Consider the following 16,257-nt stretch of genomic DNA (forward strand, 5'->3'; position numbering starts at 1 on the left):
CCTCACAGATGTCGCGAGACGTTCGACTGTCGGGTATTTATAGATTTCTCGTATCGGTGAAACCGCGCACCTTCCCGGGACCGCGGCATCCGCGCCAGAGTCGCTGCGACGATCTCCTCGGAAACGTCCTGGATCAGATCGGCACCACCGGGACCATCCAGCGTGAACGCGAGCCCGGAGACGGACTTCTTGTCCCGCTTCATCACACTGATCAGCTCCGCCACCGACACCCCCGCAGGCAGCGCGACCGGCAGCCCATAGGATTCGACGACCTCGCGATGCTCGGACACCCGAGCCGGTCCGATCCGGCCCAGTGCCCCGGCGAGCAGCCCCGCGAAAACCGTTCCCACCGCGACCGCCTCACCGTGCCGCATCGCGAAATCACTGGTGAGTTCCAGCGCATGCCCCAGGGTGTGCCCGAAATTGAGCCGATGCCGTACACCGGTGTCGCGCTCGTCGGCGGCCACGATGCCCGCCTTCAGGGTGACGCTGGCGACAATCTGCTGCTCCAGCGGGAGGCCACGCAAATCCGGCGCACCGATGAAATGGCAGCGTGCGATCTCACCGTATCCGTTGCGTAGCTCACGCGGTGGCAGCGTCGAAAGATAATCGGTGTCGCACAGCACCGCGGCCGGCTGCCAGTACGCGCCGATCAGATTCTTCCCGGACGGCAGATTCACCGCGGTCTTCCCGCCGACACTGGCATCGACCTGTGCCAGCAAGGTCGTCGGCAGGTGCACGACCGGCACACCGCGGTGGTAGAGGGCCGCGGCCAAACCGGCGACATCGGTGGTCGTGCCGCCGCCGCAAGAAACCACCGCGTCCGAACGCGTCAGCCCGAAGCGCGCGAACTCCGCGCACAGGGCTTCGACCGTGCCGAGATTCTTGTCCCGTTCGCCGTCCCGGAACGGGATCGACAGCGTTTCCACGCCCGTGCCGGGAACCCAGTCCGGCGGGCGCGCCGACACCACGGCCACCCGCCGCACGCCGAGGTCACGCAGCACCTCGGGCAGGAGGGAACGGACCCCCGAACCGACCACCACGTCGTATGAGCTGTCGCTACAACGGACCGGAACTCGGACAGTCATTACCGCGATGCCCCGTCCTCCCAAGTCGATTCGACCGCCCACGGACGGCGGGTCGCGCCGGAGTGGCGCGAATCACGACGCTAGACGCCGGTGCGGCCACTGAGATCCCTCAACCTGACAGTATTTTCGGCACCTCGGTGCATCCGTGCTCGGCGTCCGGCTCGAGGCCGGACGCCGAACAGCTGTCCGCAGGCGCGAACCGGGGGATCAGTTACGGATGGGGTACCGGAACACGATCCGGCCGCGCGTCAAGTCATAGGGCGTCAGCTCCACAACCACCCGGTCGCCCAAATAGATCTTGATGTAATGCTTGCGGATCTTGCCACTGATATGCGCGAGAACCTTGTGCCCGTTCTCGAGCTCCACAGTGAACCTCGTGCTGCGCAGACACTCGATGACCGTGCCATCCAGTTCCACTCCCCGCTTGACTCTTGTCATCGAACCAACTCCAAGTTGCTACTCACCGGACGAACCCCGAGACCCTCGAACAACGCCGAGGCCGGTTGATTCGACTCATGGACTTCGGACCAGACCTCGCCGACACCAGAACGGTGCAGCGTTCCCAACGCGTGGGCCACCAACGCCCGCGCGATACCACGACGCTGCTCACCAGCACGCACCGCGACCAACCCGATACGCGGCTGATTCACCGTCTCCACCCGGATCAAACCCAGGTACCGATCCGGCGCCGCAGCCACCGCATACATCGACAAATCACCGATGGTGTCGCCCTCGGGACGAGCAATCACCTCCGCAGGCATCGATAGCCACCCCACGGTAGCCTCGACTTCCGCGCGAATCGCTGCGTCCACCGCTCGCAGCAGACTCTCATCCACCTCACCAGCGGGCAGGATCCGCACATCCGAGGGCGGCAGTACGTCTTCCAGTCCCGTGACCCGAGGGTCGGTCGGCACCAGGTATTCCCATTCACGACGCCGGACCGTGAAACCGGCCCGCCGCCAACAGGCCGTCAAATCGACATCGGCCTCGTCGACCACTGTGTACAACGGCGCCGGCAACCCCGCCACCATCGCTTCGGCCAAAAGATCGAACGTGGCGTCATGCCAAGCGTCGATACTGACGAACAAGCGCCCATCAGAACGACGCTCAGCAAACGTACGCCCGACCACCACCTGTAAGCGGTCATCTATTGCATGCCACTGCCCGTCGGCGACACGCGTGATCGACACGACGTTCTCGCCCGGGCCGGATACGAAAGGTTTCGTATTCATCGGAGTCTCCTAAGAGTGCCTTGATTTCAGGCGCTCCCCGCGACACCGAACGTCAGCCGCCGGACCGTGACGGACTGAGGGAGCACCCATGGGTGACTGTGTTCATGGGTCTCACCTCCTTCAACGACTTCACGGTCGATACCAGCTTAACGACGGTGCGCGTTTCGCGCAAATCTCTTGTGCTGCAGGGGGTTACCACGGTTGCGCCGAGGCGATTACCGAGCAGCGGCAGGCCGGATCGAGCACAGTCCTTGTGCCACTGCTGGATTCGCCGAGGAGCGTCGAACGTGTTGGCGCAGCGCCCTACTGGTCAGATTTGCTTCAGGTGCCGGGCGAAGAATCGAGTCCCCTCGTCCGCCTCGGACGGCGGGATGCCGGTGTGCCCGCCCATATTGGCGTGCAGCGTCTTCTCCTTGGAGCCGAAGGCGTCGAACAGGTCCAGGGCCAGTTGCCGGTCGTTTCCTTCGTCGTCCCACTGCAGCAGGACCTGCAGCGGAATGGTGACCTGCCGGGCCTCTTCGAACATGGTGCGGGGCACGAAAGTCCCGGCGAACAGGCGGGCGGCACGGATGCGCGGCTCGACCGCCGCCAGCCGGATGCCCAGGGAGATAAGCCCTCCCGAGATTCCGACCGGGCCGCCGATCTCGGGCAGCGCGAGCAGGGCGTCCAGGGCTGCCCGCCATGGGGTGACCGCCTCCTCGAGCATCGGGAAGACGAGCTGGTCGACGATCTCGTCGGCGATCGGCTCGCCGGCCCGCATCGCCCGCAGCATTTCGTCGCGGGCCTGCTCGGCGGCGGGGGGACGGGAAAGCTCGATGGTGGCGGTGACGAAGCCCTCCGCCGCGGCGTGCCGGGCCCGGGCCAAAAGCCGGGGGTACACCTTCGGCAGTCCGCCGGGGTGGCCGAGCAGGATCAGCGGGGCTGGTTCGGATGCGGATGCCGATTCGGGCGCCCACACGAAGCCAGGAATCTCGCCGAGAGTGAATTCGCGCTCGAGGATGCCGTCGTCGAGGCGCTGTTCTGAAAGGAATTGCATGGTCGTGCCTTTCGGGAGTGCGGAATGGCGCTCCCGGACGACCTATCGCCCGACCATGACCCCGGAGGAGAGCACCCATGTCGATACTGCGTTCACGGATACCACCTCCTTGTTCTTTAGCACGGCCGTCGAAAAAGGTAGCAGCAGCAGCCGCAGTCGTCAACGGTTTTACGCGGACGCGCCGTGGCCGTACGAGTGTTGATCCGGTGCGATCGTGTCGTATCGGGTCAGTGCCAAGGTGCGCTTCGCCCGGGCCGCCTCGGCTTCGGTGACCTCCATTCGGGCGGTCGCGCGCCGCAGGATCGGAGGGGCCATCAGGGAGGTCACGACCGCGACGAGGATGAGGATCGTGTAGGCCTCGATGCCGAGTACGCCGATCCTGAGGCCGACCATCGCGATGATGACCTCGATGACTCCGCGTGCGTTCATCCCCGCCCCGAGTGCGATCGACTCGGCGCGGCCGAGGCCACAGAGCTTTCCGCCGAGCAACGCCCCCGCGAACTTCCCGAGGATCGCCATCGCCAGGACCGCCGCCGCACCGATGAGCATCGGGGCCGTCACCAGCTTGGACAGGTCCATGCGCAGGCCCGCGGTCGCGAAGAAGATGGGGGCCAGCACGCTGCCAACGACGCTGTTGAGCGGAGCCAGTGACGACAGCTCGACGCCGCTGGAGCCCAGCAGGGCACCGCAGACGAAAGTCCCGAGAATCGCTTCCAACCCCAGTGATTGGGTGGCCGCAGCGGCGGCGAACAGCAGGACGACCACGACGCTCATCACTCGTTGTCCGCCGGCGCGCTGGGCTCGGCGCATGACGATGCGCGCCGCGGGCCGGCCGATCACGACGGCGAAGACGACGACCGCAGCGATGGATCCGAGGGAGTACGCGACGGTCGCCGCGGACAGGCCGTGCGTGGCGACCGCGGCGACGATCGACAGCAGGAACCAGCCGACCGTGTCGTCGATGATGCCCGCGGTCATGATCAACTGGCCGATATCGCGGTGGGTGAGGTTCAGTTCCATCAACGTTTTCGCGATCACCGGGATCGCGGAGACACAGATGGCGATGCCCATGAACATCGCGAAGACCGCCGGGCTGGTGTGCTCGGGGCGCAACGGGGTCGGCGCGAACAGACCCGCCCCGACGCCGACCGCCAACGGGACCAGCAATCCGGCCAGGCTGACCACCGCGGCACTGCCCATCCGCTGGCGAACCGCACCCAGGTCCAGTTGCATACCGGCGAGGCCGACCAGCATCAACACTCCGACCTGACCGATCGCGTCCAGTAGGTGCAGCTGTTCGGCCTGCGGCGGAAACAGCCACCGCGACACCGACGGCAGCACGTGCGGGAGAAGCGATGGGCCGAGAACCACTCCCGCGAGCAGCTCGCCGACCACCGACGGCCACCCGAGTTTGCCCACCCAGCCCGCGAAGGTGCGGGCGAACAGCAGCAGCACAGCCAGCTGAACCAGCAGGACCAGCAGTTGGTGAGCGGGGATCGGCGCGACCGGGCCGACAGCCAGAATCATGACCGGACTTGCTCGGCGACGAGCCCGAAGTAGGCGCAGTACAGCTCGACCTGATGGGTGAGCATCGGTTCCCCGTAGTGAACCGGATGCCCGAGCGTCTCCGCCAGTCGCAGCAACCGAGTCCGCCTGGGTTTCATGACAATATCGGCCACCACCGCACCGGGACGCAGGCCAGCGGGGTCGAACGGCAGTTCGTCAGTTGGGCTCAAACCCAATGGGGTGGCGTTGATTACGATGTCGGCCGAGCCGAAGCGGGCGGCCGCGCCGGGCTCGACGCGCCCCGGCCACCTCGATCCCAGCCGGTCCACGAGCGCGGTCATCCGATCACCGTCACGGTCGTACACCGTCAACTGGGATACCTCCGCGTCCAGCAGGGCCGCCGCGACGGCCGAACCGGCCCCGCCGGCGCCGATCACGGCCACCTGCCGACCGGCCGGCGAAAAGCCGTGCGCCACAAGTCCGGCCACGAATCCCGCGCCGTCGAAATTCTCCGCGTGCCAGGACCCATCCGGCTCACGACGCAACGCGTTGGCGCTGCCGGCGAGCGCCGCGGCCGGGCTGTGTACGGCCGCATGGCGCAAGACGTCGATCTTGTGCGGAATGGTGATCAGCAGGCCCCGCACATTCCCGACCGCCTGTAGGCCGCGGACGACCGAATCGAGGTTCTCGGCCCGCGCATGGACCGGGACGACCACGGTGTCGACACCGTGCCGGGCGAGCAACCCGTTCATCAGCGCCGGCGCGCGCACCTGGGCGATCGGGTCTCCCAGGACCGGGATCAGTTGCGTCTCAGCCCCGATCTCCGGCTGTCGCCACGGATGCGTGGAATTGGGCATGCCCGATTCAAACGCACGCGACGCGGCCAGAACACCGTCAGTTCGGGTAGTTGTCCGGGCCACGGGCACGTTGCGACGATGGCCCACCGAACAATCCGTGGTCGCCGTGGAAGAAGGTGCGCAGATGACCGACATACTGCTCCTGAATGGACCGAACCTCGGAATACTCGGGGATCGAGAACCCGAGATCTACGGCTACGACACGCTGGCCGACATCGTGACAGCGGTGAGCGACGAAGTAGCCGATGCGGGCTGGAAGGTGATCTCGATCCAGGACGAGAGCGAAGCCGAGCTGATCCGCGCCGTACACGCGCATCGATATTCGACAGCCGGGGCGATCGTCAACCCGGGAGCGCTGATGATCGCGGGATGGAGCCTGCGGGACGCCCTCGCCAGCTATCCGCCCCCGTGGATCGAGGTGCATCTGAGCAATGTCTGGGCGCGCGAGCAATTCCGCCACCAGTCGGTGACGGCCCCGCTGGCACAGGGCGCCATCGTCGGCCTCGGCGCCTTCGGTTATCGGCTGGCCGCACGGTCACTGCTGCACCTGCTCGGCGCCGACCGATAGCTGTTCATCGATCGGTGCGGTGACCTTGTCCGCTCGCCGCCGCCGAATCCACTTGGCCACCGCCACCACCAGGAGCACAACGATGATGCTCGCGACGATGGGCCGGGGGTTCCCCAGCAGCAGCGGCCCCGCCAGGTAACCGCCGCCCATGAATACCGTGGTCCACACCGTCGCGCCGACCACGTTGAAGGCCAGGAACCGGCGGAACGGGTATCGGGTGGCACCGGCGAGCATCGGCAAGGTCGCTCGCAACGGCGGGATCCACGAGACCGACACGATCGCCAGGGCACCACGCGGGCGCAGGATATTCTCACCCCGGTCGAGCAGCCGCCGCAGTCTGGATTGCGGGCGGCGCGAAATCCAGCCATCGAATCGCCGCCCTGTGGCGTACGCCAGGCTCATGCTCATTGTCGCTGCCGCCATCATCAGCACGAAGACTCCCGGAAGCGATATCTCCCCATCAGCCGCCAACGAGCCCGCCAGGATCACCAAAGGTTCACCCGGAAACAGCATGCCGATCGGAAACCAGAACAACCCAACGGCGATCAATGCGAATGCCAGATACAGCAGCGGCCCGTGGATGCCGTCCAGGATTTCGGTGATGTCACCCATTTGTGCTAGAGCCCCGATCGTCGACGTTGTGCTGCCCGACGCTAGGTGCCGGCACGGTGACTAGGGATCACTCGGCCTGACAGGATTTCCGGCCTTCGAGCAGCGCTGACGACGACGCGGGCAGCGCAGCGCCGGAAAACTATGAGACCGGGTAGTTGTCGTCGGGACCGAGCGGTGGCCACGATACTGCGGAGTGGCAGCGGGCTTCCCCGATTCCGGACAGCGAAGGAAAGACAATGGGCTTCTGGTTCAGGGAGTATTTCCGCCAGTGGGCCGGGCCCGCCGCGGCGGCGGGATTCACCTTCTATGGCCTTCCGGCGGAGTTCTATTTCCTCACCATGCCGGTTTTCCCCGACAGGGACGATCCGCATCGCCGGATACCCCTCGCTCCGCGGCTCGAGGTGAATATCGACGGGCTGTGGCTCCTCGACGACGCTGCCGAATAGCAGCTGCCGAACTGCTCCAAGAAAGGACAGGGTATCGCCCCATGACCGACAAGCCGTTCAAGTTCGCCGTGATCGCCGAGCCGAAGGATCAGAAGCAGTGGCTGGGCATCGCCCGGCAGGCCGAAGATCTCGGGTACATGAGCCTACTGAGTTCCGACGTGTTGACGGCGCCGTCGCCGTTTCCCGCTCTCGCGCTGGCAGCCGGTGCGACGACGACATTGCGGCTGGGGACATGGGTGATCGCGGGGCCCCTGCGCGGGCCGCGGATGACGGCCTGGGATGCCCACACCCTGTCGATGCTCAGTGGCGGGCGATTCGATCTGGGTATCGGGACCGGGATGCCGTTCGTCCTCGCGGACGCCGCGAAGCTGATCGGTCTCACCCCGGGGTCGGCCGCGCAACGGCTCGCACAGGTGGAGCAGACGATCGATGAGTTGCGTGCCCTCGACGGAGAGGGATACACCCCGGTGCTGATCGCCGCCGGTGGTCCCAAGGCCCGTGCCTTGGCCGCGGCCAAGGCCGACCGGATCACGGTCGCCTCGAGTCCGTTCGCCACCCGGGAGGAGATCGCCGCGCTGGTGGCGCAGATCCGTGAGCAGGCCGGGGAACGAGGCGAGGAGATGGAGTTCGTCGCGCCCATCTACGTCATCGGAGACGAAGCGCCACCGCAAATTTCGCGGCTGCTCAGAACCGATATGAAAACGCTCGTCGAGCGAGACTCGCTGGCCATCCTGCGCGGCACCCCCCAGGACATGGCCGATGAACTGCTGCGTCGCCGCGAAACCCTCGGGATCTCCTCATTCACGATCAACGCCGTATTCGCCGAACAGTTCGCACCGGTACTCGACCTCCTCGACACCTCCCGCGAAGCACGGTAGCGGCGTCTCGCCGACCCGTCCGCCAACCGTCAGGCCTGGGGATGTGGATCCCTGCCAGCGCGCCCTACTACTGGGAGCATGGCACTGAAGATCGGTTACAAGGCATCGGCCGAGCAGTTCGCCCCGCGCGAACTGCTCGAGTACGCGGTCAGCGCGGAAGGCCACGGCCTGGACAGCGTCTGGATCAGCGATCACTTGCAGCCGTGGCGGCACGACGGCGGCCACGCGCCGTTCTCCCTGTCCTGGCTCAGCGCAGTCGGGGAACGCACCGAGCGGATCCAGCTCGGTACCAGCGTGCTGACTGCCACGTTCCGGTACAACCCGGCCGTGGTGGCGCACGCTTTCGCCACTCTCGGGGTGCTGTACCCCGGCCGGGTCGCGCTCGGGGTCGGCACCGGTGAGGCCCTCAACGAGGTCGCGGTCGCACGCATCACCTGGCCCGATTTCAAGGAGCGGTTCGCCCGCCTGCGCGAGGCCGTGGAGCTTATCCGCCAGCTGTGGACGCAAGACCGCGTCACGTTCGAGGGGCAGTACTACCAGACCACCGCCGTGTCCATCTACGACCGGCCCGAGGTGCCCGTCCCCATCTACCTCGCCGCCGGAGGCCCCGTCATGGCCAAATATGTCGGCCGCAAGGGCGACGGCTTCATCTGTACCAGTGGCAAGGGCATGGAGCTGTACACCGAGAAGCTCCTGCCGGCCGTGGAAGCGGGCGCGGACCAGGCGGGCCGGGACCACAACGCGATCGACAAGATGATCGAGATCAAGCTCTCCTATGACCCGGACCCGGACCGGGCGCTGCAGAATTGCAAGTTCTGGGCGCCACTTTCGCTCAGTGCCGAACAGAAGGCCGGCTTCGACGACCCGGTCGAGATGGAGAAGGCCGCCGACGAACTGCCCATCGAGCAGGTCGCCAAGCGTTGGATCGTCGCCTCCACCCCGGAGCAGGCGATCACCCAGATCAAGCAGTACGTCGATGCCGGCTTCAACCACCTGGTCTTCCACGGCCCCGGGCACGACCAGGAGCGGTTCCTCACGAACTTCGCCGAGCAGGTCCTCCCCGGCCTGCGCAGCCTGACTCCCGTCCTTGTCGGGCCATCGGATTCACCGGCCGCACCCGAAGTCCGCTCGGCGTAACACGCCGGCTGGACCGGATTCGCCTGAACCTCGATCAACCAACCTTATGGAGAGACATGTCTGTTCTTGTCATCGGCGCGTACGGCAGCGTGGGCGGCTATGTGGTGGACGGGCTGCTGTCCGCCGGAGCTTCGGTCCGTGGAACGAGCCGGTCGCCGCGGACCGGTGAGTTGCGCGACGCCGTGGAGATGGTTCGTCTTGATCTGGATGTGCCGGAGACCTTGCCGGCGGCGCTGGAGGGCGTCGAGAAGGTCTTCCTCTATGCCAACCCGGAGGGTGTCACCGAGTTCGTGAAGGCGGCACGGAATGCCGGGGTTAAGCATGTGGTGTTGCTGTCGTCGGCTTCGGTGATGGAACCTTCCATGCAGCAGAGTCGGAGTGCGCGGATGCACTCGGCGGTCGAGGAGGCGTTGCAGGAGTCCGGAATCGCGTGGACTTTTCTGCGCCCGACCACGTTTGCGACCAAGCAGCTCAGCTGGGCTTCGGCGATCCGGTCCGGGGAGGAGTTGCGGATTCCGTTTCTGCAGCTGCGCACCGCGTCGATTCACGAGCGTGACATCGCCGATGTGGCGGTCAGTGTGCTGACCGGGGCCGGGCATGAGGGGAAGGGGTACTGGTTGACCGGGCCGCAAGCCCTGACGCAGCAGGAGCACATCGAGGCGATCGGGGCGGCGATCGGGCGGTCGATAGCTGCTGTCGAGCAGGATCCGGAAGACATCGAGCCCAGGCTGGTCCAGACGGTGGCCGAGCTGATGAAGGCTCCGTGTGTGGTGACGTCCATCGTCGAGGAGATCACCGGGGCACCGGCCCGCTCGTTCCGGCAGTGGGCAGACGACCACGTCAAAGACTTCAGCTGATCGAACAGAAACAAACCGGGTTATGAGTACTACGCACGTGCATTACGTTCAGCAATTGTTGACCCATTTCGATGCGGAACCCGACCGTGCCGCGGTGGTCAGCGATGGTGTGGTCCTGACCGCGGGGGAACTGGCCGGTGCGACCCGCCGGGCCGCGGCCGCGATGGGCCGCAGCGGCATCGACCGCGGAGACGTCGTCGGCATCCTGACCGAGCCCAACACCGCCGCCACGCTGATTCTGCAGTGGGCGGCCAACCTGGTGGGGGCGACCGCCGCGCATCTGCGGTGGTTGCACCCGGACGCGCCCGACGATGAGTTGCGGGTGGAGTTGCAGCGCGCCCTAGCCGCGGACGTCGGTACACGAATGCTGGCGGTCGACCCGGCCAACGAGGAGCGGATGCGGAAGCTCTTGGCGCACGTGGCCGATCGGCCGACGCTCGCCGTGCTGGGCGCCGGGCAGCCGGACACCGTGGATCTGACCGCCGGTTCCGGTGACGGCGTGGGTCCGTGTGCGGACATCGCCGACGACGACCTCGCGGTCATCACCCAGGTCAGGCTGTCAAGCGGCCGAAATGGCATTTGCTGGACCTTCGGCGTCAGGAACGAGATGGTCTCGGCGGCACCGTGCCTGCTGCCCACGATCGACGGCCGCGGCGGTCGGAAGAACCTGCTGATCACCACACCGCTCATCCATACCGACGTGTTCGCCGCGGAAGATACGCTCGTCAGCGGTGGCATGGTCGTGCTGCACGCTGGCTTCGACGCGGGGGCGGTGTTGCGCACGATCGCCCATCACCGGATCGGCCAGCTCATTCTCGGCACGCCGCAGGTGTACGCGCTGGCCGAGCATCGGGACCGGCCCGACACCGACCTGTCCAGCCTGACCGAGCTGTACTGTGGCGGCGGCTCCGGTCCCCGGGAAGTCTTCGGTCCGGTGTTGATCCAGGTATACGGCACGACCGAGACCGGGGCACTGGCCATGCTCTTCCCCGACGATCACGACGAGCCGAACTCGTGCGGCACCGTCGGACGCCCGCTCGACCCCGAGGCGTTGAGCATCCAGGACCCCGAAACCGGCGCGGCGCTGCCCACCGGCGAGGTGGGTGAGGTGTGCGCGATTCCGCGCTGGCCGATCGCCGGTTACTGGCACGAGCCCGAGGCGACCGCGGCACTGATGCGTGCGGGTTGGGTACGCACCGGCGACCTGGGATACCTCGACACCGACGGCTATCTGCATCTGGCCGGCCGGCTCGCGGACATGATGAAGGTCAAGGGAATCCGCATCCATCCCGAGGCGGTGGAGAAGGTACTCAGCCAGGCCCCGGGTGTGTCCCAGGCCGCGGTGTGCGGGGTCGAGGACGCCGACCGGGTGGAGCACATCTACGCCGCCGTCGTGCCCAAACCGGGCACCATCGTGGACCCGCAGCAGTTGCGCCGCCATGTCGCCGAGGCACTGTCGGACAACCACGTCCCCACCATGATCGACATTCGCCACGAACTACGGAAGACCGGCTGGGGCAAACCCGATCGGATCCAGCTACGGGCCGACGCCCACGCGTTCTTGACCCGACCCGCCTCCCCGGCTTAGGCGGGTCAACGGCACCGACGAAATCCAATTCCAACTGTCAGGCTGAGGGATATGGATCCCCTCCTCACGCGACCTAGCATCGGCGGATATCCCAGGAGCGTGACAGAAGGGTGGTGGCAGATTTCGTGGCTGATTCAACCGAAACGATGCCGAACAATGGTGACCGGCAGGCGGCGTCGAGCGTAAAACAGGTGCTGACTCTCGAGCAGCGGAAAGAATTCGCCGAGCGCGGTTACGTCGTGATCCCGGATGTCGTGCCGCCGGACCTGATAGCCGCTGCCAATGCGGTGGTCGATGAGCAGATAAACGCGCGGCCGCCGGTGGAAGGGCACGTCGGGGTGGTCTACCGATTCCAGCAGTTGGAGGACGCGCCGGTACTTGCGGCGTTGTTGCGTGACACCTCGGCCTTCTCGCTCGCCGAAAGCCTCATCGGGGCCGGCGAGCTGGAGTTTCCCGACACGGTACAGACCGCACTGACTTACCCGCCTTTCCGAGACGCCCGGCAAAAGCCGCACATCGACGGCGGTAAGGGACGCAAACCCGGTGATCCCCCATGGACATTCTCCATGCTCGCCGGATTTTTCCTGACCGACCAGTCGACCAATGACACCGGAAATCTTTTCGTCTGGCCGGGAACACACCGCGCTCACGCACAATTATTCCGGGAGCGCGGACCGGAGGCCTTCACCACCTATCCCACTGTCGAGCTGCCAGAGGTGGACATGGTGCGCGGTCGTCCGGGCGACATGTTGCTGAAGCACTACCTGCTCGGCCACAACGGTGGCAACAACACCGGCGATTCCGTTCGGCGCACGGTCTATTTCAGGCTCCGGCACCGGCAGCATGAGGCGACGTGGGATCAGGCCCTGCAAGATCCCTGGCACGATTTCGCACCGCTGCGAGAGTTGGTGCCGCCGTCCGCCGAAACCGGTCAGCAGCGGTAGATCCGCTCGCGGAAGCCGATCAATTGGGAACAAGAATCAATCACTATCAGCAAGGTAGGGGCGGAGACTGTTATGCCTGACGTCAGCGATCTAGTGGACGTGGCGACCGGGGACGTTGTTCTGGCCGAGACCGATGTCACGCTGCCCGGCGTTCTACCCCTCGTGCTCGAGCGGACCCACCGGTCGTCGTTGCGCGCCGGCCGGTGGTTCGGGCAGTCCTGGATGTCGAGCTTCGACCAGCGACTGCAGGTGACCGGCGACCGGATCCGCGCACGGTTCGCCGACGGGGAGATCCTCACCTGGATGGTCCCCGGCGGCACCGGCAACCTCCCCGCGGTCCCGATAACCGGCCCCGCATGGCCATTGCGGCAGAACCCGGATGGTTCCTATACCGTCAGCGATCCGCAGCACGGCCGCACCTGGCAGTTCGAACGCCGGGCCGGACATGAGGACGACGAACTACCCCTGACCTCGGTCACGGACCGCGGCGGCCACGAGATCACTTTCGGCTACGATGCGCTCGGCCGCCCGCTCGACATCGTCCACTCCGGTGGCTATCGCATCGTGGTGTCGGTCACCGACGAGCGCGTCACCGCGCTGACCCTCGCCGGCCGCGACGGCCGAGACGATGTCCCCCTGCGCCGCTTCGAATACGACGATTCCGGCAATCTGTCCGGCGTCATCAACTCGTCCGACCTGCCGCGGCGCTTCACTTACGACGACGCGGGCCGGCTGACCGCCTGGACCGACCGCAACGGCTACTCCTACCATTACACCTTCGACTCCGAAGGCCGGTGCGCCAGCGGAGAAGGCCCCCACGGCACCCTGTCCGGCACCTTCGCCTACGAGCCCGGCATCACCCGTTGGACCAATATCGACGGAGATGTCACCACCTACGCGATCACCGAGTCCGCCCAGGTCGCCGCGATCACCGACCCGATCGGAAAGACTTCGCGGACGGAATACGACGAACGTGGCCGGGCCACGGCCCGCATCGATCCGCTCGGCAAGGTCACGCGATATGCATACGACGACCGCGGCAATCTGGTTTCGGTAACCGATCCGGACGGTCGCGAATCCCACATCGAGGCCGATGAGGCCGGCCTCCCGACACGGATCACCGGGCCTGACGGAGGTGTCTGGCTGCGGTCTTTCGACAAGAACGGCAATCTCACCGAAGTGACCGCACCCGACGGCTCGGTGCTCGTGTACGGGTATGACAGCTGCGGGCATCTCGCCCGGATAACCAGTGCCGACGGCGCGGTCACCACGATGGAATGCGATTCCACCGGGATGCCCGTGACCATTACCGAACCCACCGGCGAAACGACCAGGTATGAGCGCGACCAGCTGGGACGAGTCGTGCGTGTCACGAGCTCGGTCGGCGGGACAACGGCCTATACATGGACGACCGATGGCCTGCCCCTGTCCCGGACCCTGCCGGATGGGTCGACCCAGTCCTGGGCCTGGGACGGCGAAGAGAACCTGCTGCAACGGATCTCGGCCACGAAATCGGTCACGGCATACACATATGGGGCGTTCGGTCAGCTGGTGTCGATCACCTGGCCGGGCGGCACACTCACTGAGTTCGAGTATGACCACAGCTGCCGTCTCACCTCGGTAACCCACGGCGGACTCCAGTGGCGATACGAGAACGACTCCGCCGGATGGCTGAGTGCGCAGACTGATTACAACGGCGCTACTACCCAGTACTGGTATGACGCCGCGGGACATCTCGTACACCGCGTGAACGCCAGCGGTCATGAAGCCTCGTACTCCTTCAACCCCCTCGGCAAGGTGGCGTCTTCGCACAACGCCGACGGCACGGTGACCACGTTCGACTACGATCCGGCGGGCCGCCTCGTGCGCGCGAAAAACGACGATGTGGACCTGGTCTTCGTCCGGGACTCGCTCGGCCGGGTGGTCACCGAAAGCTGCAACGGTCGCGCAGTCACCAAGACTTACGACGCGGCCGGAAACGTGACGAGCCGCGTCACTCCGTCCGGGGCCGATACTGCCTGGGTCTACAACGCCGCCGGAATGCCTTCGGCGCTCACGGCCGCCGGCAGGGAACTCCGGTTCGGCTACGACCCCGCCGGACGGGAAATCCAGCGGGACCTGCCCGGAGCCGGCCTCACCCAGGAGTGGGACCAACTCGGTCGCCTCGTGACTCAGGCCCTCACCGGCTCGGCTGTTTCCTCCGGTCAGGAAGGATCCATGGTCGCGGAGCCGCCGCTCCAACGGCGCGCGTATACCTACAGTCCGGACGGATTCGTCACGGGCGTGGACGACCTCCGCACCGGCGACCGGGCGTTCCGTCTCGATTCCGCCGGGCGGGTTACCGCCGTTACCGGCCGAAGTGACGGATGGTTGGAGCAGTACGACTACGACGCCGCGGGCAACATCACGAATGCCGTCTGGCCGGCCTCGGTCGCTGGTACTGCCGCCGGAACCGGGGAGGTGTCAGCGCAAGGGCCCCGCGAGATAGTCGGAACCTTCACCACCCGGGCCGGAAACGTCAGCTACCGCTACGACGCCGCCGGGCGCGTCACAACACGGATCCGAACACGGGCATCCGGCGATCCCGATACTTGGCGCTATACGTGGGACGCCGACAGTCGGCTCTACTCGGTTACCCTCCCCGACGGGAGCAAATGGCTCTATCAATACGATCCCATCGGCCGCCGCATCGGCAAGCGTCATCTTTCCGCTGACGGCGAACTTTTGGAGCGGACGCAGTTCTCGTGGGACGGCGAACTTCTCGCCGAGCAGGAGGACATCGGTAGCGATAGCCATAAGGTCATCACATGGAATTATCGGAACGACTCGGGTATCCCGCTGACTCAGGCCTCGCGAACCGTTATCCGCCTTGACTCCGGCAAGGAGACAATCGACCAGGAATTCCACTCCGTAATCACAGACCCGAGTGGTACACCGACCGAACTGGTTTCCCCCGACGGAGCCATCGTGGACAACCAGCAGCGCACATGGTGGGGACTAGCCTCCTGGCAGCGCGATACCGCAACCACCCCGCTGCGATTCCCCGGTCAATATTACGATCAAGAAACTGGGCTCCATTACGGCAATCGCCGTTATTACGATCCCGAGACCGGCGCTTACCTCACCCCTGATCCCCTGGGTCTGCGGCCTGCGCCGAACCCCCACGCGTACATCCCGAATTCCCTTACCGGTGGCGATCCTCTCGACTGCGCAGAAGCCGTGAGCGCGGTCCTGAACAAGGTGCCCTGGATGGAATTCGGAACGGGCAGCGAACAAAAAGAATTCGGTGGGACCAACTCGGCAGCCTGGGTGCAGACGGCAGATAGATGGATAGATTCTGTGCGAAACCATTGGCTGCCGCCGGAACCCTGTCGTATGTGCACAACTTTTCACCACCGAACCCCGGCTTCCGCCGGCCCGCACGCCTGCCAATAGCCTTATCCGCGCCAATCGCAAACCGGAAAACCCGATCCCCACCCCGAGTCCCAGGGGTGGGGATCGGGTTTTT

At 65.9% G+C, this 16,257-nt stretch carries 15 protein-coding genes; 8 read left to right on the forward strand and 7 right to left on the reverse strand.

Features of this window, described 5'->3' with window-relative positions; genetic code table 11:
• Positions 1 to 2 precede the first annotated feature (2 nt).
• The 6 genes from ACHQ4I_RS33125 to ACHQ4I_RS33150 all read right to left on the reverse strand — a co-directional run bounded on the left by ACHQ4I_RS33125 (position 3) and on the right by ACHQ4I_RS33150 (position 5,719).
• Complete coding sequence (locus ACHQ4I_RS33125; RefSeq protein ID WP_420775819.1) at positions 3 to 1,088, reverse strand: 3-dehydroquinate synthase family protein; 1,086 nt, start codon at positions 1,086 to 1,088, stop codon at positions 3 to 5.
• A gap of 207 nt (positions 1,089 to 1,295) precedes the next feature.
• Positions 1,296 to 1,526 carry a translation initiation factor IF-1 gene (gene infA / locus ACHQ4I_RS33130; RefSeq protein ID WP_420775820.1) on the reverse strand — a complete coding sequence of 77 codons (231 nt, stop codon included), beginning with the start codon at positions 1,524 to 1,526 and terminating at the stop codon, positions 1,296 to 1,298.
• Positions 1,523 to 2,320 carry a GNAT family N-acetyltransferase gene (locus tag ACHQ4I_RS33135; protein ID WP_420775821.1) on the reverse strand — a complete coding sequence of 266 codons (798 nt, stop codon included), beginning with the start codon at positions 2,318 to 2,320 and terminating at the stop codon, positions 1,523 to 1,525. Before ACHQ4I_RS33135 ends, infA begins: the two co-directional genes overlap by 4 nt.
• Before the next feature lie 310 nt (positions 2,321 to 2,630).
• A complete protein-coding gene (locus ACHQ4I_RS33140) occupies positions 2,631 to 3,356 on the reverse strand; it encodes an alpha/beta hydrolase (RefSeq protein ID WP_420775822.1) in 726 nt (241 codons plus the stop codon).
• Between the two features lie 168 nt (positions 3,357 to 3,524).
• Positions 3,525 to 4,883, reverse strand: coding sequence for a cation:proton antiporter (locus ACHQ4I_RS33145; RefSeq protein ID WP_420775823.1), 1,359 nt, complete (start codon positions 4,881 to 4,883; stop codon positions 3,525 to 3,527).
• On the reverse strand, positions 4,880 to 5,719 hold the full coding sequence (locus ACHQ4I_RS33150; protein WP_420775824.1) for a shikimate dehydrogenase family protein: 840 nt from the start codon (positions 5,717 to 5,719) through the stop codon (positions 4,880 to 4,882). The genes ACHQ4I_RS33145 and ACHQ4I_RS33150 overlap by 4 nt, the downstream gene beginning before the upstream one ends.
• 124 nt (positions 5,720 to 5,843) lie before the next feature.
• Between ACHQ4I_RS33150 and ACHQ4I_RS33155 the strand changes: the two genes are divergently transcribed.
• Positions 5,844 to 6,287, forward strand: coding sequence for a type II 3-dehydroquinate dehydratase (locus tag ACHQ4I_RS33155; RefSeq protein WP_420775825.1), 444 nt, complete (start codon positions 5,844 to 5,846; stop codon positions 6,285 to 6,287).
• On the opposite strand, the gene ACHQ4I_RS33160 is transcribed toward ACHQ4I_RS33155, so the two are convergent.
• The gene (locus ACHQ4I_RS33160; protein WP_420775826.1) at positions 6,255 to 6,899 is read right to left on the reverse strand and encodes a DedA family protein; all 645 of its coding nucleotides are present in this window, start codon (positions 6,897 to 6,899) and stop codon (positions 6,255 to 6,257) included. The two genes, ACHQ4I_RS33155 and ACHQ4I_RS33160, sit on opposite strands and share 33 nt — an antisense overlap.
• A 236-nt stretch (positions 6,900 to 7,135) precedes the next feature.
• On the opposite strand from ACHQ4I_RS33160, the gene ACHQ4I_RS33165 reads away from it, so the two are divergent.
• The 7 genes from ACHQ4I_RS33165 (at position 7,136) to ACHQ4I_RS33195 (ending at position 16,184) form a co-directional block, all read left to right on the forward strand.
• Positions 7,136 to 7,345 (forward strand): hypothetical protein, encoded by a 210-nt coding sequence (locus ACHQ4I_RS33165; protein ID WP_420775827.1) that lies wholly within the window; start codon positions 7,136 to 7,138, stop codon positions 7,343 to 7,345.
• A 41-nt stretch (positions 7,346 to 7,386) separates the two neighbouring features.
• Positions 7,387 to 8,223 carry an LLM class flavin-dependent oxidoreductase gene (locus tag ACHQ4I_RS33170; RefSeq protein ID WP_420775828.1) on the forward strand — a complete coding sequence of 279 codons (837 nt, stop codon included), beginning with the start codon at positions 7,387 to 7,389 and terminating at the stop codon, positions 8,221 to 8,223.
• 78 nt (positions 8,224 to 8,301) lie between these two features.
• On the forward strand, positions 8,302 to 9,360 hold the full coding sequence (gene fgd, locus ACHQ4I_RS33175) for a glucose-6-phosphate dehydrogenase (coenzyme-F420) (protein ID WP_420775829.1): 1,059 nt from the start codon (positions 8,302 to 8,304) through the stop codon (positions 9,358 to 9,360).
• 56 nt (positions 9,361 to 9,416) lie between these two features.
• On the forward strand, positions 9,417 to 10,217 hold the full coding sequence (locus ACHQ4I_RS33180; RefSeq protein ID WP_420775830.1) for an SDR family oxidoreductase: 801 nt from the start codon (positions 9,417 to 9,419) through the stop codon (positions 10,215 to 10,217).
• 22 nt (positions 10,218 to 10,239) lie between these two features.
• Positions 10,240 to 11,805: an ANL family adenylate-forming protein gene (locus tag ACHQ4I_RS33185; protein ID WP_420775831.1), complete on the forward strand. Its 1,566-nt coding sequence runs from the start codon at positions 10,240 to 10,242 to the stop codon at positions 11,803 to 11,805.
• A gap of 125 nt (positions 11,806 to 11,930) precedes the next feature.
• Positions 11,931 to 12,749, forward strand: coding sequence for a phytanoyl-CoA dioxygenase family protein (locus ACHQ4I_RS33190; protein WP_420775832.1), 819 nt, complete (start codon positions 11,931 to 11,933; stop codon positions 12,747 to 12,749).
• Between the two features lie 72 nt (positions 12,750 to 12,821).
• Positions 12,822 to 16,184 carry a DUF6531 domain-containing protein gene (locus ACHQ4I_RS33195; protein ID WP_420775833.1) on the forward strand — a complete coding sequence of 1,121 codons (3,363 nt, stop codon included), beginning with the start codon at positions 12,822 to 12,824 and terminating at the stop codon, positions 16,182 to 16,184.
• The last annotated feature ends 73 nt before the right edge of the window (positions 16,185 to 16,257 follow it).

The organism is Nocardia nepalensis (assembly GCF_048910785.1).
In the GTDB taxonomy this organism is placed as follows: domain Bacteria; phylum Actinomycetota; class Actinomycetes; order Mycobacteriales; family Mycobacteriaceae; genus Nocardia; species Nocardia nepalensis.